This is a genomic window from Kitasatospora sp. MAP12-44, assembly GCF_029892095.1.
Lineage (GTDB): Bacteria > Actinomycetota > Actinomycetes > Streptomycetales > Streptomycetaceae > Kitasatospora.
In genome coordinates, this window is record NZ_JARZAE010000004.1 from 3,442,088 (window position 1) to 3,460,419 (window position 18,332).

Genomic DNA, 18,332 nt, shown 5'->3' on the forward strand with positions numbered 1-18,332 from the left:
GGGAGGAACCAACCCCGGGAAACCGACCCCTCAGCCCTCCGCGATCACCACGGCTGTGGCCACTCCGGCGTCGTGACTGAGCGAGAGGTGCCAGGAGCTGACCCCCAGCTCGGCGGCCAGCGCCGCGATCGTCCCCGTGACGTGCAAAGTCGGCCGGCCCGACTCCTCGGCCACCACCTGCGCGTCGTGCCACTCCAACCCGCCCGGCGCGCCCACCGCCTTGGCCAGCGCCTCCTTGGCGGCGAAGCGCGCGGCCAGCGAGGCGGCACTGCGCCTGGCGCCGCTCGGGAGCAACTGCTCCGCCGGGGTGAACAGCCGATCAGCCATCTCCGGCGTGCGCTCCAACGCGGTGGCGAACCGCTCGATGGACGCGACGTCGATTCCCACTCCGATGATCACCCCGCCGACGATACGGGACACCGGCCCGCCAGGGGCCGGTGTCCCGGGTGGGGCTATTCCACCGTGACCGACTTCGCCAGGTTGCGGGGCTGGTCGACCTCGTGCCCCTTGGCGGTGGCCAGCTCGCAGGCGAAGACCTGCAGCGGGACGGTGGCGACCAGCGGCTGCAGCAGCGTCGGCGTCACCGGGATGCGGATCAGGTGGTCGGCGTACGGCACGACCGCCTCGTCACCCTCCTCGGCGATCACGATGGTGCGTGCGCCGCGGGCCCGGATCTCCTGGATGTTGGAGACGATCTTGTCGTGCAGGATCGACCGCCCACGCGGGGACGGCACGACCACCACGACCGGCAGACCCTCCTCGATCAGCGCGATCGGACCGTGCTTCAGCTCGCCCGCCGCGAAGCCCTCGGCGTGCATGTACGCCAGCTCCTTGAGCTTGAGCGCACCCTCCAGCGCCACCGGGAAGCCCACGTGGCGGCCGAGGAAGAGCACCGAGTTGGCGTCCGCCAGCGACCGGGCCAGCTCGCGCACCGGCTCCATGGTCTCCAGCACCTGCTCGACCTGCCGCGGCGCGTCCGCGAGCTGCTCGATGACAGCGCGGATCTCGTCGCCCCACTTGGTGCCGCGCACCTGGCCCAGGTAGAGGGCGACCAGGTAGCAGGCGACCAGCTGGGTCAGGAACGCCTTGGTGGAGGCGACCGCGACCTCGGGTCCGGCGTGCGTGTAGAGCACCGCGTCCGACTCGCGCGGGATCGTCGAGCCGTTGGTGTTGCAGATCGCCAGCACCTTGGCGCCCTGCTCGCGGGCGTGCCGCAGCGCCATCAGGGTGTCCATGGTCTCGCCGGACTGCGAGATCGCGATCACCAGCGTGCGGTCGTCGAGGATCGGGTCCCGGTAGCGGAACTCCGAGGCGACCTCGACCTCGCAGGGCACCCGGGTCCAGTGCTCGATCGCGTACTTGGCGATCATGCCGGCGTGGAAGGCGGTGCCGCAGGCCACGATGACGACCTTGTCGACCTCGCGCAGCACCGAGTCCGGGATGCGCACCTCGTCCAGGGTCAGTCGGCCGTCGGTGCCGATCCGGCCGAGCAGGGTGTCGGCGACGGCCTTCGGCTGCTCGGCGATCTCCTTGAGCATGAAGTAGTCGTAACCGCCCTTCTCGGCGGCCGACGCGTCCCAGTCCACGTGGTACTCGCGGACCTCGGCGGGCGTGCCGTCGAAGTTGGTGACGGTCACCGCGTCGCCGCGCAGCTCCACGACCTGGTCCTGGCCCAGCTCGATCGCCTCGCGGGTGTGCGCGATGAACGCCGAGACGTCCGAGGCGAGGAAGTTCTCGCCGACGCCGCGCCCGACCACCAGCGGCGAGTTGCGCCGCGCGCCGACGACCACGTCGGGTGCGTCCGCGTGCACCGCGACCAGCGTGAACGCACCGTCCAGCTGGCGGCAGACGATCCGCATGGCCTCGGCCAGGTCGCCGGTGTAGGCCTCGGCGAGCAGGTGGGCGACCACCTCGGTGTCGGTCTCCGAGCGCAGCGTGTGGCCGCGCTCGGCCAGCTCGGCGCGCAGCCAGGCGAAGTTCTCGATGATGCCGTTGTGGACCACGGCCACCCGCAGGGCGTCGTCCAGGTGGGGGTGGGCGTTGGCATCGGTCGGTCCGCCGTGGGTGGCCCAACGGGTGTGGCCGATGCCGGTGGTGCCGCCGGGGAGAGGGGTCTCGGCGAGCGACTTCTCAAGATTTGCGAGCTTGCCGGCCCGCTTGTCGGTGGCCAGACTCCACTGCCCTGAGGAGTCAGCCGTCTGAATGGCGACGCCGGCTGAGTCGTACCCCCGGTACTCCAGCCGCCGCAGCCCTGCGATCACTACTTCGAGCGCGGGCTGAGAGCCCACATATCCAACGATTCCGCACATGTGTGTCAGCATAAGGGCGGTCTGTTTTCACCCAAGCCACGACCGGGGCAACGGTGCGTGACCGACACCACAGCACCCGCCCGGCTCCGGACGGCCCACAATGGACGATGTGCTGACCGAACTCTGTACGCGGGGCGCTGCCGCCGCGCCCGGCCCATCGCCGTCGCCGTACGTCGATCTCTCCCGGGCCGAGTGGAGCGCCCTCCGCGACCGAACGCCGCTGCCGCTCTCCGCGCAGGAGGTGGAGCAGCTTCGCGGCCTCGGCACCGCCCTGGACCTGGACGAGGTGCGGGACGTCTACCTGCCGCTCTCCCGCCTGCTCAACCTCTACATCCACGCGACGCACGAGCTGCGCGGCGCTCTCGGCAGCTTCCTGGACATGGGCGACACCGAGCGCACCCGCACGCCGTTCATCATCGGCGTGGCCGGCTCGGTCGCGGTCGGCAAGTCGACCAGCGCGCGCCTGCTGCAGGCGCTGCTGGCCCGCTGGCCCGAGCACCCCCGGGTCGAGCTGGTGACCACCGACGGCTTCCTGCTGCCCAACGCGGAGCTGCGCCGGCGCGGCCTGATGGCGCGCAAGGGCTTCCCCGAGTCCTACGACCGCCGGGCGCTGATGCGCTTCGTGGCGGACGTGAAGGCCGGCAAGCAGGAGGTCAGCGCGCCGGTCTACTCGCACCTGGTCTACGACATCGTGCCGGGCGAGCGGCTGACCGTGCAGCGCCCGGACATCCTGATCGTCGAGGGACTCAACGTCCTGCAGCCCGCGCTGCCCGGCACCGACGGCCGCACCCGGCTCGCGGTGGCCGACTACTTCGACTTCTCGATCTACGTCGACGCGCGCACCGACGACATCGAGAGCTGGTACCTCTCGCGCTTCAAGAAGCTGCGCGACACAGCCTTCCAGGACCCGAACTCCTACTTCCAGCGCTTCACCGAGGTGCCGGAGGAGGAGGCGCTGGAGTACGGCCGCCAGGTCTGGCGGACCATCAACAAGCCCAACCTGCTGGAGAATGTGCTGCCGACCCGCGGCCGGGCGACCCTGGTGCTGCAGAAGGGCGCCGACCACAAGGTCCGTCGCGCCCTTCTGCGAAAGCTGTAACTCCCTTACGGGTCAGCCGAGGTGGGTACGGACCGCCTCGGCCAGCCGCTCGGCGATCGCCTTGGCCTGCTCCTGGTCGGCCGCCTCCACCATTACCCGGACCAGCGGCTCGGTGCCGGACGGACGCAGCAACACCCGTCCGGTGCTGCCGAGTTCGGCCTCGGCCTCGACGACGGCGGCGGTCAGCTCGGCGCAGTCGGCGACCCGGCTGCGGTCCACGCCCTTGACGTTGATCAGCAGCTGCGGAAGCCGGGTCATCACCGCGGCGAGATCGGCCAACGGCTGCTTGGTGGCGGCCAGTCGGGCGCCCAGCATCAGGCCGGTGAGCGTGCCGTCGCCGGTCGTCGCGTGGTCCAGCAGGATCACGTGACCGGACTGCTCGCCGCCCAGCGCGTAGCCGTGCGCCTTCATCGCCTCCAGCACATAGCGGTCGCCGACCGCGGTCTGCACCAGCTCGATGCCCTCGCGCTCCATGGCCAGCTTGAAGCCCAGGTTGGACATCACGGTGCCGACCGCGGTGTTGCGGCGCAGCGTGCCGGCCTCGCGCATCGCGACGGCCAGGATGGCGAGGATCTGGTCGCCGTCCACCTCGTTGCCCTCTGCGTCGGCGGCCAGGCAGCGGTCCGCGTCGCCGTCCAGCGCGATGCCGAAGTCGGCCTTGTGCTCGCGCATGGCGTTGCACAGCTGGTCGAGGTGGGTGGAGCCGACGCCGTCGTTGATGTTGAGGCCGGTGGGCTCGGCGCCCAGCGTGTAGACCACCTCGGCGCCGGCGCGGGCGAAGGCCTCGGGGGCGACCCGGGCGGCCGCGCCGTGCGCGCCGTCGATGACGACCTTGACGCCGTCCAGCCGGTTCGGCAGCACCGCGACCAGGTGGGCGACGTACTTGTCGAAGCCCTCGTTGTACTCGCGGACCCGGCCGACGGCCTCGCCGGTCGGGCGGGTCCAGTCCTCGTCGGCGCCGTACGAGTAGCGGTGGTAGTGCGCCTCGATGGCGTCCTCGATCGCGTCGTCCAGCTTGATGCCGCCGCGGGCGAGGAACTTGATGCCGTTGTCGGGCATCGCGTTGTGGCTGGCGGAGAGCATCACGCCGAAGTCCGCGCCGAGCGCGCCGGTCAGGTAGGCCACGGCGGGGGTGGGCAGCACCCCCACCTTGAGCACGTCCACGCCCGCGCTGGCCAGGCCCGCGATGACGGCGGCCTCCAGGAACTCGCCCGAGGCGCGCGGGTCGCGGCCGACCACCGCGACCGGGCGGTGCCCGGCGAAGGCACCGGCGTCGCCCAGCACATGGGCCGCCGCCACCGAGAGGCTCAGGGCCAGCTCGGCGGTCAGGCCCTCGTTGGCCACACCGCGTACGCCGTCCGTACCGAAGAGTCGTGCCACTGTTTCGTCCTTTGTCGCCGGCCGCCGGCGGGGGCGCCCAGCGCCCACCCCGCCCGCGGGGAGGAGTCCCTGGCCGCCTGACCGGTCCAGGGAGCACAACGCCCCGGAGCACATGGAGTGCTCCGGGGCGTCACTGTCCCACCTGCGGGGTGCGCACCTGTCCTGGTACGCATCCCCGCGGCGTGACTAGCGCTTGCTGTACTGCGGGGCCTTGCGGGCCTTCTTGAGACCGGCCTTCTTGCGCTCGACGGCACGGGCGTCACGCATCAGGAAGCCGGCCTTCTTGAGGGCGGGACGGTTGTTGTCCACGTCGACCTCGTTCAGCGCACGGGCCACGCCGAGGCGCAGCGCGTAGGCCTGACCGGAGACGCCGCCACCCGAGATACGGGCGATGATGTCGTAACGGCCGTCCAGCTCAAGGAGCTTGAAGGGCTCGTTCACGGTCTGCTGGTGCACCTTGTTGGGGAAGTAGTTCTCCAGGGTGCGACCGTTGATCTTCCACTTGCCGGTGCCGGGGACGATGCGCACGCGGGCGATCGCCTCCTTGCGGCGGCCCAGGCCGGCGGCCGGGATGGCCTCGGCGAAGCGGCCGGCAAGCGACTCGGTGGAGTACGAGGTCTCGTCCTCGGAGGTGTACTCAGTGAGCTCCACCTCGTCGTTGAAGTCGACCTCGAGGGTGGTCTCAGCGGCAGTCTCGGCCACGGTGTTCCTCAGCTTTTCAGTGATGGGGGGCTTGGTGGCCGGAATTACTGCGCGACCTGGGTGATCTCGAACGGCACCGGCTGCTGCGCAGCGTGCGGGTGCTGGTCGCCCGAGTAGACCTTCAGCTTCGAGAGCATCTGGCGGCCCAGGGTGTTCTTGGGGATCATGCCCTTGATGGCCTTCTCGACGGCCTTCTCCGGGTTCTTGTCCAGGAGGTCGTCGTAGCGCACCGAGCGGAGACCGCCCGGGAAACCGCTGTGGCGGTAGGCCAGCTTCTGGGTCTTCTTGTTCCCAGACAGGTGCACCTTGTCCGCGTTGATGATGATGACGAAGTCACCAGTGTCAACGTGCGGCGCGTAGATCGCCTTGTGCTTGCCCCGGAGGAGGTTGGCGGCCTGGGAGGCCAGGCGGCCGAGCACAACGTCTTGCGCGTCGATGACGTGCCACTGACGCTGGACGTCGCCGGGCTTGGGGCTGTACGTACGCACGGTCGTAGCCTTCGCTTTTCAGTGAGTGAGTCCTGACAGGAGCACCTGGACGAGGGATCAGCCCGGACCCGCTTGGACGCAATTCAAGGGGGAGCCGCTGGTCATCGGCCTGGTATCTCCGGCGTACCGACCTCTCACGTGAGATGGAGCGAGCCAATACGCACAACAAGGGCCTACCTTACCGGCCACCCGGCGCAGGTCCAAATCACCGCCCGGGTCACCGGTCCCTGACCACCCGGGTCTCGTCCCAGACCGGCTCGGGCGACTCGTAGACCCGGCCGTCCGAGCCGAAGACCAGGAAGCGGTCGAAGCTCTTGGCGAACCAGCGGTCGTGGGTGACGCACAGCACGGTGCCGTCGAAGGCCTCCAGGCCCTCCTGGAGGGCCTCGGCGCTGTCCAGGTCCAGGTTGTCGGTGGGCTCGTCCAGCAGCAGCGCGGTGACGCCGGAGAGCTCCATTTTGAGGATCATCAGCCTGGCCTGCTGGCCACCTGAGAGCGACTCGAAGCGCTGCTCCTCCTGGCGGTCCAGCTCATAGCGGCGCAGCGCGCCCATCGCGGCCCCACGGGCCAGCGCGTGCTCCTCCTCGACGATCGAGCGCACGCTGCGGCCGAACAGTTCGGGGTGAGCATGGGTCTGCCGGAAGTGGCCGGGGACGACGCGTGCACCGAGCTTCCACGTCCCGGTGTGGGCCACCGTGTCGTCGCCGGCCAGCATCCGCAGGAAGTGCGACTTGCCGGAGCCGTTGGAGCCCAGCACGGCCACCCGCTCGCCGTAGTAGACCTCCAGGTCGAAGGGCTGCATCAGGCCGGTGAGCCCGAGCTTCTCCAGGGTCACCGCCCGCACGCCGGTGCGGCCGCCCTTGAGGCGCATGGTGATGTTCTGCTCGCGCGGCGGCTCCTCGGGACGGCCGGCGTCCTCGAACTTCTTCAGCCGGGTCTGCGCGGCGGCGTAGCGGGTGGCCAGCGCGTGGCTGACCGAGGCCGCCTGGCGCAGCGTGACCACCAGCTTCTTCAGCTTGGCGTGCTCCTCGTCCCAGCGGCGGCCGAGCTCCTCGAAGCGCGCGAAGCGCTCCTTGCGGGCCTCGTGGAAGGAGTCGAAACCGCCGCCGTGCACCCAGACGCTGCTACCGCCGCCACCGAAGCCGGACTCGACGCTGATGATCTTGTCGGCGGAGCAGGAGAGCAGCTCGCGGTCGTGCGAGATGAACAGGATGGTCTTGGAGCTGGCCTTGATCGCCCCCTCCAGCCAGCGCTTGCCGGGGACGTCCAGGTAGTTGTCCGGCTCGTCCAGCAGCAGCACCTCCTCGGGGCCGCGCAGCAGCGCCTCCAGCACCAGGCGCTTCTGCTCGCCGCCGGAGAGCGTGTTCAGGCCGCGGAACTGGGCCCGGTCGAAGGGGATCCCGAGGGCCGCCATCGTGCAGACGTCCCAGTCGGTCTCGTACTCGTAGCCGCCGGCGTCGGCCCAGTCCGCGAGCGCCTGGGCGTAGGCCATCTGGCTCTTCTCGTCGTCCTGCGCCATCATCGCCAGCTCGGCGGCGTCCACCGCGCGGGCGGCCACCGCGATCCGCTGCGGCGCGACCGAGACCAGCAGGTCCCGGACCGAGGCGTCGGGAGCCAGCGCGCCCGGCGTCTCGCGCTGGTCCTCACGGCCGGTGGTGCCGACGAACTGGCGCATCACCCCGAGGCCGCCGCTGACCGTCACCGTGCCGCCGTGCGGCTGGGTGTCGCCCGCGATCATGCGCAGCAGGGTGGTCTTGCCGGCTCCGTTGGCGCCCACCAGAGCGACCGCGGAGCCCTCGCCGACCCGGAAGGACGCGTCGTCGAACAGCACCCGCCCGTCCGGCAGGTAGTACTCAAGGTGCGAAATCTCGACGTGTCCCATGGGGGCGATTTTGCCTCGCCGAGGGCTCCTGGCCCAAACGGATTAGACCTGGCCAGGCAGCGTACGCATCCGGCGGGCCTCCCGGTTGCGGGCGGCGAGCTGGTCGTCGGCCGGGTAGCCGACCTCCTCCAGCGTCAGCCCGTACGGCCGGACCACATTGACCGCGCTGTTGCGCACCCGGCCCGCCAGCACCTGGCCGGGGAACTCCACCGGCCGGTGACCGTCGCCGACCAGCAGCATCGAGCCGACCAGCGCCCGCACCATGTTGTGGCAGAAGGCGTCCGCACGGACCGTGGCGACCGCCAACTCCCCCGCCACGCCCGCGGTGTGGCCATCCGCCGGGACCCGCTCCCAGTGCAGGTCGAGCAGCGTGCGGATGGTGGTGGCGCCCTCGCGCTTCTTGCAGTACGCGGCGAAGTCGTGCTCGCCGAGCAGCAGTCGGGCCGCCTCGTTCATCAGGTCGATGTCCAACGGCCGGTCGTGCCACAGCACATGGCCGCGCAGCAGCGGGTCCACCCCGCCCTGGTGGTCGGCGACCCGGTAGGCGTAGCGGCGCCAGATCGCGGCGAAGCGGGCGTCGAAGCCGGCCGGGGCCTCGGAGAGCCGGTAGATCCGGACGTCCCCCGGCAGCCGACCGGCCAGCCGGCGCAGCAACTTGTCGCCGTGCTCGGCCCACAGCTCCACCGGCAGGTCCACATGCGCCACCTGACCGCGCGCGTGCACCCCGGCGTCGGTGCGGCCGGCCACCGTGAGGTCATACGGCTCGGCGGAGCGCGTCACGATCTGCAGCGCGCTCTCGATCTCCCCCTGCACCGTGCGCCGCCCGGGCTGACGCGCCCACCCGGAGAACTCCGCCCCCTGGTAGGCCAGGTCCAGCCGGATCCGCACGGTCCCCTCGGCGGGACCGTCCTGCCGCTCCGGCTGCTCACAATCCTTCAGCACTGCCACTACTCCCGGTAGAAAGGAACGGGCCCGCTCCCCCATCACTGGGAGAACGGGCCCGTACAACACCTCAGGGTGTTCAGGCGGTCTCGACTGCGTCCTCAGCGGGAGCCTCGACTGCAGCGGCAACCTCGGCGTCCTTGGCGGCACGCTTGGTGGCACCCTCGGCCTCGCCGACGGCGGTCTGCGCGACGGTCAGCGCCTCGACCAGCTCGATCACGGCCATCGGGGCGTTGTCGCCACGACGGGGACCGATCTTGGTGATACGGGTGTAGCCACCCGGGCGGTTCTCGTAGCGCGGCGCGATCTCGGTGAAGAGGGTGTGCAGCACGGAGACGTCGGTGATCGTCTTGCGGACGATACGACGGTTGTGGATGTCACCGACCTTCGCCTTGGTGATGAGACGCTCGGCCAGCGGGCGCATCCGACGGGCCTTGGCCTCGGTCGTGGTGATGCGGCCGTACTGGAACAGCTCCCGGCAGAGGCCGGCGAGCAGCAGCGGCTCGTGGTGCGGGCCGCCGCCGAGGCGGGCACCCTTCGCGGGACGGGGCATGGTAGCTCCTTAAATCTCCGAATCCGGCCGTATCAGGTACCGGAACGGGCGTCCGCGCACTGTTGCCCGGACGACTTGCTTTCTTGCATCGAACGGGGGGCGACCCGAGGGCCGCCCCCCATCCAAGATCAGTACTGCTCGGTCTCCGCGTAACCCGCGTCGTCCAGGTCGTCGGCGCCGAAGGCGTCGGCGGCGGCGGTCGGGTCGAATCCGGGCGGGCTGTCCTTGAGGGCCAGGCCCATGCCGGCCAGCTTCGCCTTGACCTCGTCGATCGACTTCGCACCAAAGTTGCGGATGTCGAGCAGGTCGGCCTCGGATCGGGCGACGAGCTCACCCACGGTGTGGATGCCCTCGCGCTTGAGGCAGTTGTACGACCGAACGGTGAGCTCGAGCTCCTCGATCGGCAGCGCCAGGTCGGCGGCCAGGGCGGCGTCCGTCGGGGACGGGCCCATGTCGATGCCCTCGGCGTCGATGTTCAGCTCGCGGGCGAGACCGAACAGCTCCACCAGGGTCTTACCGGCCGACGCCATGGCGTCGCGCGGGCGCATGGCGGGCTTGGTCTCGACGTCGACGATCAGCTTGTCGAAGTCGGTCCGCTGCTCGACACGGGTGGCCTCGACCTTGTAGGTGACCTTCAGCACGGGGCTGTAGATCGAGTCGACCGGGATGCGGCCGATCTCCTGGCCGGAGGCCTTGTTCTGGACGGCGGAGACGTAGCCGCGACCGCGCTCGACGGTCAGCTCCATCTCCAGCTTGCCCTTGCCGTTGAGCGTGGCGAGAACCAGCTCGGGGTTGTGCACCTCGACACCGGCCGGGGGCGCGATGTCGGCGGCGGTGACCACACCCGGGCCCTGCTTGCGCAGGTACATCACGACCGGCTCGTCGTGCTCCGAGGAGACGACCAGCTGCTTGATGTTGAGGATGAGGTCGGTGACGTCCTCCTTGACGCCCGGCACGGTGGTGAACTCGTGCAGGACACCGTCGACGCGGATGCTGGTGACAGCGGCACCCGGGATCGAGGAGAGGAGCGTGCGGCGCAGGGAGTTGCCGAGGGTGTAGCCGAAGCCCGGCTCAAGCGGCTCGATAACGAAGCGCGAGCGGTACTCGTCGACGACCTCTTCGGTCAGCGAAGGGCGCTGAGCGATCAGCATTTTGGATCCTCCAGTTGTTTTCGACGCCCACTATTTGACGTCGAACAAGACCAAGCGTACGGCCTCCCGCACGAAGCGGGAGGCCGACGCAAGGGGTAGAGCTAAGCGACGCTGTGCGTCAGACACGAAGGACCGATTCGGCCGAAGCCGGACCGCGACCTCAGGTCAGACGCGGCGACGCTTCGGCGGACGGCAGCCGTTGTGCGGGGTGGGGGTGACGTCCTGGATCGAGCCGACCTCCAGGCCGGTGGCCTGGAGCGAACGGATCGCGGTCTCGCGGCCGGAGCCCGGACCCTTCACGAAGACGTCGACCTTGCGCATGCCGTGCTCCTGCGCGCGACGGGCAGCGGCCTCAGCGGCCATCTGCGCGGCGAACGGGGTGGACTTGCGCGAGCCCTTGAAGCCGACGTGGCCGGCAGAGGCCCAGGAGATCACGTTGCCCGCGGGGTCGGTGATCGAGACGATCGTGTTGTTGAACGTGCTCTTGATGTGAGCGTGCCCGTGGGCGACGTTCTTCTTTTCCTTGCGGCGGATCTTCTTCGCGCCGGCAGCCTGACGACCCTTGGGGGGCATAAGTCTGTTTCTCCTACTGAGGTGGTCGGTCCGCTAACCCGCGGGCCGGAGGGATGTCCGGTTAACGGGCGGACTACTTCTTGCCCGGCTTCTTCTTGCCGGCAATCGCGCGACGCGGGCCCTTGCGGGTACGCGCGTTGGTGTGGGTGCGCTGACCGCGGACGGGCAGGCCGCGGCGGTGACGCAGACCCTCGTAGCAGCCGATCTCGACCTTGCGGCGGATGTCGGCGGCCACCTCGCGGCGGAGGTCACCCTCAACCGTGTAGTTGGCGTCGATCCACTGCGCGAGCTTGACGAGGTCTTCCTCGCTGATGTCGCGGACGCGGATGTCGGGGCTCACGCCAGTCTCGGCCAGCGACTGCTGGGCGCGGGTACGGCCGATGCCGTAGACGTACGTGAGGGCGATCTCGATCCGCTTTTCGCGGGGGAGATCAACGCCGGCGAGGCGTGCCATTCATGGCTCCTGTGGTTTTTCAGAGGTCTAACGAGCTACCTACTCCTACAGCTCTCGCTGAGGGAGCCCCGGCCTCTGACCGGGGGTGGCAGTCCGTCGCGGGGACGGATCGGGCAGCCCGTGTATGACGTTTGGTGTGCGTCGCGCGAAACTGTGTTCACGCAAAGACGTACGAGAAATGCGAGGGGACGATCAGCCCTGGCGCTGCTTGTGGCGCAGGTTGTCGCAGATCACCATGACCCGGCCGTGACGGCGGATCACCTTGCACTTGTCGCAGATCTTCTTGACGCTCGGCTTGACCTTCATGGTTCAGGTTCTCCGGGTCTAGATCTGACAGGCCCCTCGCCGCAAGGCGAAAAGCCATCCCTTACTTGTAGCGGTAGACGATCCGACCGCGCGTCAGGTCGTAGGGGCTGAGCTCCACAACGACCCGGTCGTCCGGGAGGATACGGATGTAGTGCATCCGCATCTTGCCGCTGATGTGCGCGAGGACCTTGTGACCGTTCTGCAGCTCAACCTTGAACATGGCGTTCGGGAGAGACTCGATCACGGTGCCCTCGATCTCAATGGCGCCTTGCTTCTTTGCCATGAACTGCGAGATCCACCTTCCGGGACCGGCTACCGTATGCGGCACGCTCGTGCGAACCTGGGTTCACCCCGTCCCGAAGGAAGAGGGCGTGCGAAAGCACGCTACGAGTGAGCCGACAGTCCATCGTACGTTACCGGTACGTGGAACCCAAACCGAGCTCAGTAGTGGGTGCCGACGCCGACCGGGTGCACCGGGGCGGTGCAGGCGGCGCAGCGGGTCGCGGCCTCGGGTATCTCGGTGAGGCACTCGGGGCACGGACGCTTCGCCGGCCCGGCCGGCTTCTTCGGCAGGTAGCGCGCGCTGGCCTTGGCGACCGGCAGCACCACGCAGAAGTACAGCACCGCGGCGGTCATCACGAAGGTGATCAGCACGTTCAGGAACTGACCCCACGGGAAGAGCACGCCGCCGATCCTTGAACTCTCCGAGCCGAAGTCACCGGCCGCGCCGACCACCACCCCCACCAGCGGGGTGAGGAACGCCTTGACGAAACCGCCGACGACCGCCGTGAAGGCCGAGCCGATGACGATGCCGACGCCCATGTCGACCACGTTGCCGCGCATCATGAACTCGCGGAAGCCCTTGAGCACTGTTCTCCCCTGAATGTCCGGTGATGTCTGCTGTTCGAACCAGAGACGATACCGGCTGCCCGAGGGGCCGAATTACCCCAGCGGATCCGGGGCGGCGGTCACGCCGAGGGCCGCCAGCTGAGCCTTGCCGCCGTCGAAGGCGGTCAGCACCAGCGGGCCCTGCTCGGTCACGGCCACCGAGTGCTCCCAGTGCGCGGCCCAGGTCCCGTCGTTGGTGACGACCGTCCAGTCGTCCTCCAGCACGGTGGTGTGCGGAGTACCGAGCGACACCATCGGCTCGATCGCCAGAACCATGCCGGGGACCAGCTTCGGGCCCTTGCCCCGACCGCGCTCGACGTAGTTCAGCACGTGCGGCTCCATGTGCATCGCGGTGCCGATGCCGTGGCCGCCGTAGCCCTCGGTGATCCCCCACTTGCCCTTGGGCGGCAGCGGCTGACGGCGGATGAAGCCCTCGATCGCCTTGGAGACGTCGACCAGCCGGTTGCTCTTCTTCATCTGGGCGATACCCGCCCACATCGAGCCCTCGGTGACCTGGCTGAGCATCTCCACCTCGGGGCTGACCTCGCCGACCGCGACGGTGATGGCGGCGTCGCCGTGCCAGCCGTCCACGATCGCGCCGCAGTCGATGGAGATCACGTCACCCTCGACCAGCACCCGGCTGCCGGGGATCCCGTGCACCACCTCGTTGTTGACCGAGGCGCAGATCACTCCGGGAAACCACAGGCCGCCGTGGTCGGCGCGGAAGTTGGAGGTGGCACCGTGCTCGGCGATCACCTTGGACGCGATGTCGTCCAGGTCCTGCGTGCTCACCCCGGGGGCCACCGCCGCGCGGCAGGCCTTGAGGGCCTCGGCGACGACCAGGCCGGCCACCCGCATCTTCGCGATCTGCTCGGAGGTCTTGATCTCCACCATCTGGCCACGCCTTTCGTCTGTGTACCGCGCGGTCCTTGCCGGGCGGCCGTTCGCTGACTCAACCGTACGACGCCGCACGACGCCACACGGCCGCGGTGCCCCGAGCGGGGCACCGCGGCCGTGGGCACGCGGGGAAGGCTGTGCAGGCGCTACTAGGCCTGCTTGCGCTGCTCCAGCGCGGCAACCGCGCGCTGGGTGACCTCGTCGACCTTGCCGAGCGCCGGGATCGTGGTCACCAGCTTCTGCTCCTGGTAGTACGCGATGATCGGCTCGGTCTCGGTGTGGTAGACCTCGAGCCGGGTACGCACCGCGTCCTCGGTGTCGTCCGAGCGCTGGTAGAGCTCGCCACCGCACTCGTCGCAGACACCCTCGACGGCCGGGGCGTTGTAGTCCACGTGGAACACGTGGCTGCCCTCGTTGCGGCAGAGCCGGCGGCCGGCGATCCGCTTGACCACCTCGTCCTCGGGGACCTCCAGGTCCAGCACGCCGGTCAGGGCGATGCCGGACTCCGCCATGATCTCGTCCAGCGCCTTGGCCTGGACGAGATTGCGCGGGAACCCGTCCAGCAGGAAGCCGTGGGCGGCGTCCTCCTGGGCGAGCCGGTCCTTGGCCATCCCGATGGTCACCTCGTCCGGTACGAGCCGACCCGCATCCATGTAGCCCTTCGCCTCGAGCCCCAACGGGGTGCCCTGGCTGATGTTGGCCCGGAAGAGGTCGCCGGTGGAGATGTGCGGGATGGACAGGGTCTTGGCCAGAACATGCGCCTGAGTACCCTTCCCGGCCCCGGGAGGTCCGACGAGGACGATACGCATCAGCGGAGGAACCCTTCGTAATTACGCTGCTGGAGCTGGCTCTCGATCTGCTTCACAGTTTCGAGTCCAACGCCGACGATGATGAGGATGCTGGTGCCACCAAACGGAATGGTTGTGCTCTGCTTGAGGGCGACGAGGCCGATCATCGGGATCAACGCGATCAGGCCCAGGTAGAGCGATCCCGGCCACGTGATGCGGGTGAGCACGTAGTTCAGGTACTCGGCCGTGGGACGGCCTGCCCGGATGCCCGGGATGAAGCCACCATACTTCTTCATATTGTCGGCAACTTCTTCGGGGTTGAAGGAGATGGCGACGTAGAAGAAGGCGAAGAACACGATCAGGACGAAGTACGTCGCCATGTAGATCGGGTGGTCACCCTTGGTGAAGTTGTTCTGGATCCAGACCGCCCAGCCGGCCTTGCTGCTCGTCAGCTGAGCCACCAGAGCCGGGATGTACAGCAGCGACGAGGCGAAGATGACCGGGATGACACCGGCCTGGTTCACCTTCAGCGGGATGTAGGTCGAGGTGCCACCGAAGGCACGACGTCCGATCATGCGCTTGGCGTACTGCACCGGGATCCGGCGCTGGGCCTGCTCGACGAAGATGACCAGGACCACCACGACGATGCCCACACCGAGCACGGCGAAGAAGTCGATCCAGCCGCCACCGAGCGTGCCGGCCTTCTTGATCGCCCAGAGCTGGCCCGGGAAGCCGGACGCGATCGAGGTGAAGATCAGGATGGACATGCCGTTGCCGATGCCGCGGTCGGTGATCAGCTCACCGAGCCACATGATCATCGTGGTACCGGCGGTCATCGTGATGACCATGACCGCGATCCGGAACACCGAGGTGTCCGGCACGACCTGGTTGCCGACCGGGCAGGTGGAGAACAGCGCGCCGTTGGACGCGGTGGCCACGATGCCGGTGCCCTGGAGGATGGCCAGCGCGATGGTCAGGTAACGGGTGTACTGGGTGATCTTGGTGGTACCGGCCTGCCCCTCCTTCTTGAGCGCTTCCAGTCGCGGGATCACGACGGTCAGCAGCTGAAGGATGATGCTGGCGGTGATGTAGGGCATGATGCCGAGCGCGAAGATGGTCAGCTGGAGCAGGGCTCCACCGCTGAACAGGTTCACAAGGCCGAAGAGACCGTTGTTCGCCTGCTTCACGCATGTGTTCACGGCGACAAAGTTGACGCCCGGAACGGGAACGTGCGCACCCATCCGGAACAGCACCATGATGCCCAGCGTGAACAGCAGCTTCTTGCGCAGGTCGGGCGTCTTGAACGCCCGCGCGAACGCACTGAGCACGGTGCCTCCTGCGCCCCCCGCGCGTCGTCGGCGGGAGGGTCGGTCCTGATGGGGGGAGTTGAGGTTGGTCCAGCTACCACAAGGCAGACTGTCGCAGCCTACAAGGGAACTCCACGGACTCTAACAGTGTGTGGCCACCCGAATGAAGCTCGTGCGCCATGCGCTTCGCCCGGCCGGGCCGGGATGCCCGCATTTGGCCGGGGATGCGTCCGGAACAGCGCGGATTCGGGTCCGTCATCGGGTGCGGATGAACACACAAAAGGCTGAGCCCCGCCCCTCTCGAAAGAGGGACGGGGCTCAGCCCGTGAAGCTGTGTCAGCCTCGCGTGACCTGAAGTCAGATCAGCTCGGTGACGGTGCCGCCGGCGGCGGTGATCTTCGTGGCGGCCGAAGCGGAAACGGCGTCAACCGCAACCTGCAGCGCGACGGAGACCTCGCCGGTGCCCAGGACCTTGACGAGCGAGTTCTTGCGAACCGCGCCCTTCTCGACCAGGCCCTCGACGGTGACCTCTCCACCCTGCGGGTAGAGCTCGGCCAGCTTGTCGAGGTTGACCACCTGGAAGGTGATCTTGAAGGGGTTCTTGAAGCCCTTGAGCTTCGGCAGACGCATGTGGAGGGGCATCTGCCCACCCTCGAAGCGCTGCGGAACCTGGTAACGGGCCTTGGTGCCCTTGGTGCCACGACCAGCGGTCTTACCCTTGGATGCCTCACCACGACCAACACGGGTCTTGGCGGTCTTGGCACCCGGGGCGGGCCGCAGGTTGTGGATCTTGAGCGGAGAGTCGCTCATGTCAGTCAACCTCCTCGACCGTGACGAGGTGACGCACGGTCTGGGCCATCCCGCGGATCTCGGGACGGTCCTCCTTGACGACCACATCGTGCATACGCTTCAGACCCAGCGAGCGCAGCGTCTCGCGGTGGTTCTGCTTGCTACCGATGTAGGACTTGGTCTGAGTGATCTTCAGGCGAGCCATCAGACACCCGCCCCTGCCGCAGCGGCGGTGCCGGCCGCGCGAGCGCGCAGCAGGGCGGCCGGAGCCACGTCCTCCAGCGGCAGGCCACGACGGGCAGCGATCTCCTCGGGGCGAACAAGGCCCTTCAGAGCAGCCACGGTGGCGTGCACGATGTTGATCGCGTTGTCCGAGCCGAGCGACTTCGACAGGATGTCGTGGACGCCGGCACACTCCAGGACGGCACGCACCGGGCCACCGGCGATAACGCCGGTACCGGGGGACGCCGGCTTCAGGAGCACGACGCCGGCGGCCTTCTCGCCCTGGATCGGGTGCGGGATGGTGCCCTGGATACGGGGGACCTTGAAGAAGTTCTTCTTGGCCTCCTCAACACCCTTGGCGATGGCGGCCGGAACCTCCTTCGCCTTCCCGTAACCGACACCTACGGTGCCGTCACCGTCGCCCACCACGACCAGCGCGGTGAAGCTGAAACGACGACCACCCTTGACAACCTTGGCGACACGGTTGATCGCGACAACGCGCTCAACGTAAGCGGTCTTCTCGACGGCGGGGGCGTTGCCCCGGTCGTCACGCTTACGGTCGCGCCGCTCGCCACCGGTGCCGCCGCCGGCGCCGCTACCGCGGCGCTGGGGTCCAGCCATTGGAATTACCTCTCTCGATTACGTCCGTCGACTGAGCCGACGAGCGGCTTAGAAGTCGAGCCCAGCCTCACGGGCGGCGTCCGCCAGGGCGGCGATGCGCCCCGCGTAACGGTTGCCCGCACGGTCGAAAACGACCGTCTCGATGCCGGCGGCCTTGGTGCGCTCGGCGACCAGGGCTCCGACCTTCTTGGCCAGCTCGCTCTTGTCGCCCTCGACGCCCTTGACGGACACGTCGAGAGTGGACGCCGACGCGAGGGTGTGACCCTTGGCGTCGTCGATGACCTGGGCGAAGATGTGGCGGTTCGTGCGGGTCACGACCAGACGAGGACGAACCTCGGTGCCGGTGACGCGCTTGCGAACGCGGATGGCGCGGCGCTTGCGGGCAGAGGGCTTGTAGGCGTTGCCCTTGCCGATCTTGACAGAAAGACCCATGGCTTACTTACCGCTCTTTCCGACCTTGCGGCGGATGATCTCGCCCGCGTACTTGACGCCCTTGGCCTTGTACGGGTCGGGCTTGCGCAGCTTGCGGATCTTGGCCGAAACCTCGCCGACCAGCTGCTTGTCGATCCCGTCCACGTGGAACTTGGTGGGCGACTCGACCACGAAGGAGATGCCCTCCGGGGCCTCGATCAGGATCGGGTGGCTGTAGCCGAGCTGGAACTCCATGTTGGAGCCCTTCGCTGCGACACGGTAACCAACACCGCTGATCTCCAGCGACTTGCGGTAGCCCGCGGTCACGCCGGTGATCATGTTCGCCACCAGCGTGCGGGAAAGGCCGTGCAGGGCCTTCGACTGACGCTCGTCGTTCGGGCGCGAGACGACCAGGGTGCCGGTCTCGTCCTTGCTGATCTCGATCGGCGCGGCAACGGTGTGCGTCAGGGTGCCCTTGGGGCCCTTCACGCCGACCGTCTGGCCATCGATGGTGACGTCCACGCCGGCGGGAACCGGGATGGGCAGCCGTCCAATACGCGACATTGCTGT

The 18,332-nt window shown here is 68.5% G+C and carries 23 protein-coding genes; 1 reads left to right on the plus strand and 22 read right to left on the minus strand.

The window, feature by feature from the left end; translation table 11 throughout:
• Window positions 1-30 precede the first annotated feature (30 nt).
• Both P3T34_RS15960 and glmS read right to left on the minus strand, forming a co-directional pair.
• Window positions 31-399 (minus strand): holo-ACP synthase, encoded by a 369-nt coding sequence (locus tag P3T34_RS15960; RefSeq protein ID WP_280666704.1) that lies wholly within the window; start codon window positions 397-399, stop codon window positions 31-33.
• A gap of 53 nt (window positions 400-452) precedes the next feature.
• Entirely contained in the window at window positions 453-2,309 is a 1,857-nt protein-coding gene (gene glmS / locus P3T34_RS15965) for a glutamine--fructose-6-phosphate transaminase (isomerizing) (protein WP_280666705.1), read from the minus strand.
• A gap of 100 nt (window positions 2,310-2,409) precedes the next feature.
• On the opposite strand from glmS, the gene coaA reads away from it, so the two are divergent.
• Window positions 2,410-3,408, plus strand: coding sequence for a type I pantothenate kinase (gene coaA / locus P3T34_RS15970; RefSeq protein ID WP_280666706.1), 999 nt, complete (start codon window positions 2,410-2,412; stop codon window positions 3,406-3,408).
• A 12-nt stretch (window positions 3,409-3,420) separates the two neighbouring features.
• On the opposite strand, the gene glmM is transcribed toward coaA, so the two are convergent.
• From glmM to rplF, 20 genes are all read right to left on the minus strand, one after another.
• Window positions 3,421-4,788 carry a phosphoglucosamine mutase gene (gene glmM / locus P3T34_RS15975; RefSeq protein ID WP_280666707.1) on the minus strand — a complete coding sequence of 456 codons (1,368 nt, stop codon included), beginning with the start codon at window positions 4,786-4,788 and terminating at the stop codon, window positions 3,421-3,423.
• A 186-nt stretch (window positions 4,789-4,974) separates the two neighbouring features.
• On the minus strand, window positions 4,975-5,490 hold the full coding sequence (gene rpsI / locus P3T34_RS15980; protein ID WP_280666708.1) for a 30S ribosomal protein S9: 516 nt from the start codon (window positions 5,488-5,490) through the stop codon (window positions 4,975-4,977).
• Window positions 5,491-5,534: 44 nt separating this feature from the next.
• Entirely contained in the window at window positions 5,535-5,978 is a 444-nt protein-coding gene (gene rplM / locus P3T34_RS15985) for a 50S ribosomal protein L13 (protein ID WP_280666709.1), read from the minus strand.
• A 217-nt stretch (window positions 5,979-6,195) separates the two neighbouring features.
• Window positions 6,196-7,860, minus strand: coding sequence for an ATP-binding cassette domain-containing protein (locus P3T34_RS15990; RefSeq protein ID WP_280666710.1), 1,665 nt, complete (start codon window positions 7,858-7,860; stop codon window positions 6,196-6,198).
• Window positions 7,861-7,902: 42 nt separating this feature from the next.
• Window positions 7,903-8,802, minus strand: a complete 900-nt coding sequence (gene truA, locus P3T34_RS15995) for a tRNA pseudouridine(38-40) synthase TruA (protein WP_280666711.1) — start codon at window positions 8,800-8,802, stop codon at window positions 7,903-7,905.
• Between the two features lie 79 nt (window positions 8,803-8,881).
• Complete coding sequence (gene rplQ, locus P3T34_RS16000) at window positions 8,882-9,355, minus strand: 50S ribosomal protein L17 (RefSeq protein WP_280666712.1); 474 nt, start codon at window positions 9,353-9,355, stop codon at window positions 8,882-8,884.
• 128 nt (window positions 9,356-9,483) lie between these two features.
• Window positions 9,484-10,506, minus strand: coding sequence for a DNA-directed RNA polymerase subunit alpha (locus P3T34_RS16005; RefSeq protein ID WP_035800873.1), 1,023 nt, complete (start codon window positions 10,504-10,506; stop codon window positions 9,484-9,486).
• Window positions 10,507-10,671: 165 nt separating this feature from the next.
• Complete coding sequence (rpsK, locus tag P3T34_RS16010; RefSeq protein WP_030232513.1) at window positions 10,672-11,079, minus strand: 30S ribosomal protein S11; 408 nt, start codon at window positions 11,077-11,079, stop codon at window positions 10,672-10,674.
• 73 nt (window positions 11,080-11,152) lie between these two features.
• Window positions 11,153-11,533 (minus strand): 30S ribosomal protein S13, encoded by a 381-nt coding sequence (gene rpsM, locus P3T34_RS16015; RefSeq protein WP_280666713.1) that lies wholly within the window; start codon window positions 11,531-11,533, stop codon window positions 11,153-11,155.
• A gap of 192 nt (window positions 11,534-11,725) precedes the next feature.
• Window positions 11,726-11,839 (minus strand): 50S ribosomal protein L36, encoded by a 114-nt coding sequence (gene rpmJ, locus P3T34_RS16020; RefSeq protein ID WP_003956441.1) that lies wholly within the window; start codon window positions 11,837-11,839, stop codon window positions 11,726-11,728.
• 61 nt (window positions 11,840-11,900) lie between these two features.
• Window positions 11,901-12,122, minus strand: coding sequence for a translation initiation factor IF-1 (gene infA / locus P3T34_RS16025; protein WP_003956442.1), 222 nt, complete (start codon window positions 12,120-12,122; stop codon window positions 11,901-11,903).
• 158 nt (window positions 12,123-12,280) lie between these two features.
• A complete protein-coding gene (locus P3T34_RS16030) occupies window positions 12,281-12,709 on the minus strand; it encodes an MscL family protein (RefSeq protein ID WP_280666714.1) in 429 nt (142 codons plus the stop codon).
• A gap of 72 nt (window positions 12,710-12,781) precedes the next feature.
• Entirely contained in the window at window positions 12,782-13,621 is an 840-nt protein-coding gene (map, locus tag P3T34_RS16035; protein WP_280666715.1) for a type I methionyl aminopeptidase, read from the minus strand.
• Window positions 13,622-13,773: 152 nt separating this feature from the next.
• Window positions 13,774-14,433, minus strand: coding sequence for an adenylate kinase (locus P3T34_RS16040; protein WP_280666716.1), 660 nt, complete (start codon window positions 14,431-14,433; stop codon window positions 13,774-13,776).
• Window positions 14,433-15,740 (minus strand): preprotein translocase subunit SecY, encoded by a 1,308-nt coding sequence (gene secY, locus P3T34_RS16045; protein WP_280666717.1) that lies wholly within the window; start codon window positions 15,738-15,740, stop codon window positions 14,433-14,435. Before secY ends, P3T34_RS16040 begins: the two co-directional genes overlap by 1 nt.
• A gap of 336 nt (window positions 15,741-16,076) precedes the next feature.
• Window positions 16,077-16,529, minus strand: a complete 453-nt coding sequence (gene rplO / locus P3T34_RS16050) for a 50S ribosomal protein L15 (protein WP_280666718.1) — start codon at window positions 16,527-16,529, stop codon at window positions 16,077-16,079.
• A 1-nt stretch (window position 16,530) separates the two neighbouring features.
• Window positions 16,531-16,713, minus strand: a complete 183-nt coding sequence (gene rpmD / locus P3T34_RS16055) for a 50S ribosomal protein L30 (RefSeq protein ID WP_030300409.1) — start codon at window positions 16,711-16,713, stop codon at window positions 16,531-16,533.
• Window positions 16,713-17,351, minus strand: a complete 639-nt coding sequence (gene rpsE, locus P3T34_RS16060) for a 30S ribosomal protein S5 (RefSeq protein WP_280666719.1) — start codon at window positions 17,349-17,351, stop codon at window positions 16,713-16,715. Before rpsE ends, rpmD begins: the two co-directional genes overlap by 1 nt.
• 48 nt (window positions 17,352-17,399) lie before the next feature.
• A complete protein-coding gene (gene rplR / locus P3T34_RS16065; RefSeq protein WP_280666720.1) occupies window positions 17,400-17,783 on the minus strand; it encodes a 50S ribosomal protein L18 in 384 nt (127 codons plus the stop codon).
• A gap of 3 nt (window positions 17,784-17,786) precedes the next feature.
• Window positions 17,787-18,326, minus strand: coding sequence for a 50S ribosomal protein L6 (gene rplF, locus P3T34_RS16070; RefSeq protein WP_280666721.1), 540 nt, complete (start codon window positions 18,324-18,326; stop codon window positions 17,787-17,789).
• Between the last annotated feature and the right edge of the window lie 6 nt (window positions 18,327-18,332).

What these genes read in the sequence shown, in the direction of transcription:
- glmS (WP_280666705.1), bottom strand. Translation starts at nt 2,309, where the DNA reads ATGTGCGGAATCGTTGGATATGTGGGCTCTCAGCCCGCGCTCGAAGTA.
- coaA (WP_280666706.1), top strand. Translation starts at nt 2,410, where the DNA reads ATGGACGATGTGCTGACCGAACTCTGTACGCGGGGCGCTGCCGCCGCG.
- P3T34_RS15990 (WP_280666710.1), bottom strand. Translation starts at nt 7,860, where the DNA reads ATGGGACACGTCGAGATTTCGCACCTTGAGTACTACCTGCCGGACGGG.
- rplQ (WP_280666712.1), bottom strand. Translation starts at nt 9,355, where the DNA reads ATGCCCCGTCCCGCGAAGGGTGCCCGCCTCGGCGGCGGCCCGCACCAC.
- P3T34_RS16005 (WP_035800873.1), bottom strand. Translation starts at nt 10,506, where the DNA reads ATGCTGATCGCTCAGCGCCCTTCGCTGACCGAAGAGGTCGTCGACGAG.
- rpsK (WP_030232513.1), bottom strand. Translation starts at nt 11,079, where the DNA reads ATGCCCCCCAAGGGTCGTCAGGCTGCCGGCGCGAAGAAGATCCGCCGC.
- rpsM (WP_280666713.1), bottom strand. Translation starts at nt 11,533, where the DNA reads ATGGCACGCCTCGCCGGCGTTGATCTCCCCCGCGAAAAGCGGATCGAG.
- rpmJ (WP_003956441.1), bottom strand. Translation starts at nt 11,839, where the DNA reads ATGAAGGTCAAGCCGAGCGTCAAGAAGATCTGCGACAAGTGCAAGGTG.
- infA (WP_003956442.1), bottom strand. Translation starts at nt 12,122, where the DNA reads ATGGCAAAGAAGCAAGGCGCCATTGAGATCGAGGGCACCGTGATCGAG.
- map (WP_280666715.1), bottom strand. Translation starts at nt 13,621, where the DNA reads ATGGTGGAGATCAAGACCTCCGAGCAGATCGCGAAGATGCGGGTGGCC.
- P3T34_RS16040 (WP_280666716.1), bottom strand. Translation starts at nt 14,433, where the DNA reads ATGCGTATCGTCCTCGTCGGACCTCCCGGGGCCGGGAAGGGTACTCAG.
- rplO (WP_280666718.1), bottom strand. Translation starts at nt 16,529, where the DNA reads ATGAGCGACTCTCCGCTCAAGATCCACAACCTGCGGCCCGCCCCGGGT.
- rpmD (WP_030300409.1), bottom strand. Translation starts at nt 16,713, where the DNA reads ATGGCTCGCCTGAAGATCACTCAGACCAAGTCCTACATCGGTAGCAAG.
- rpsE (WP_280666719.1), bottom strand. Translation starts at nt 17,351, where the DNA reads ATGGCTGGACCCCAGCGCCGCGGTAGCGGCGCCGGCGGCGGCACCGGT.
- rplR (WP_280666720.1), bottom strand. Translation starts at nt 17,783, where the DNA reads ATGGGTCTTTCTGTCAAGATCGGCAAGGGCAACGCCTACAAGCCCTCT.
- rplF (WP_280666721.1), bottom strand. Translation starts at nt 18,326, where the DNA reads ATGTCGCGTATTGGACGGCTGCCCATCCCGGTTCCCGCCGGCGTGGAC.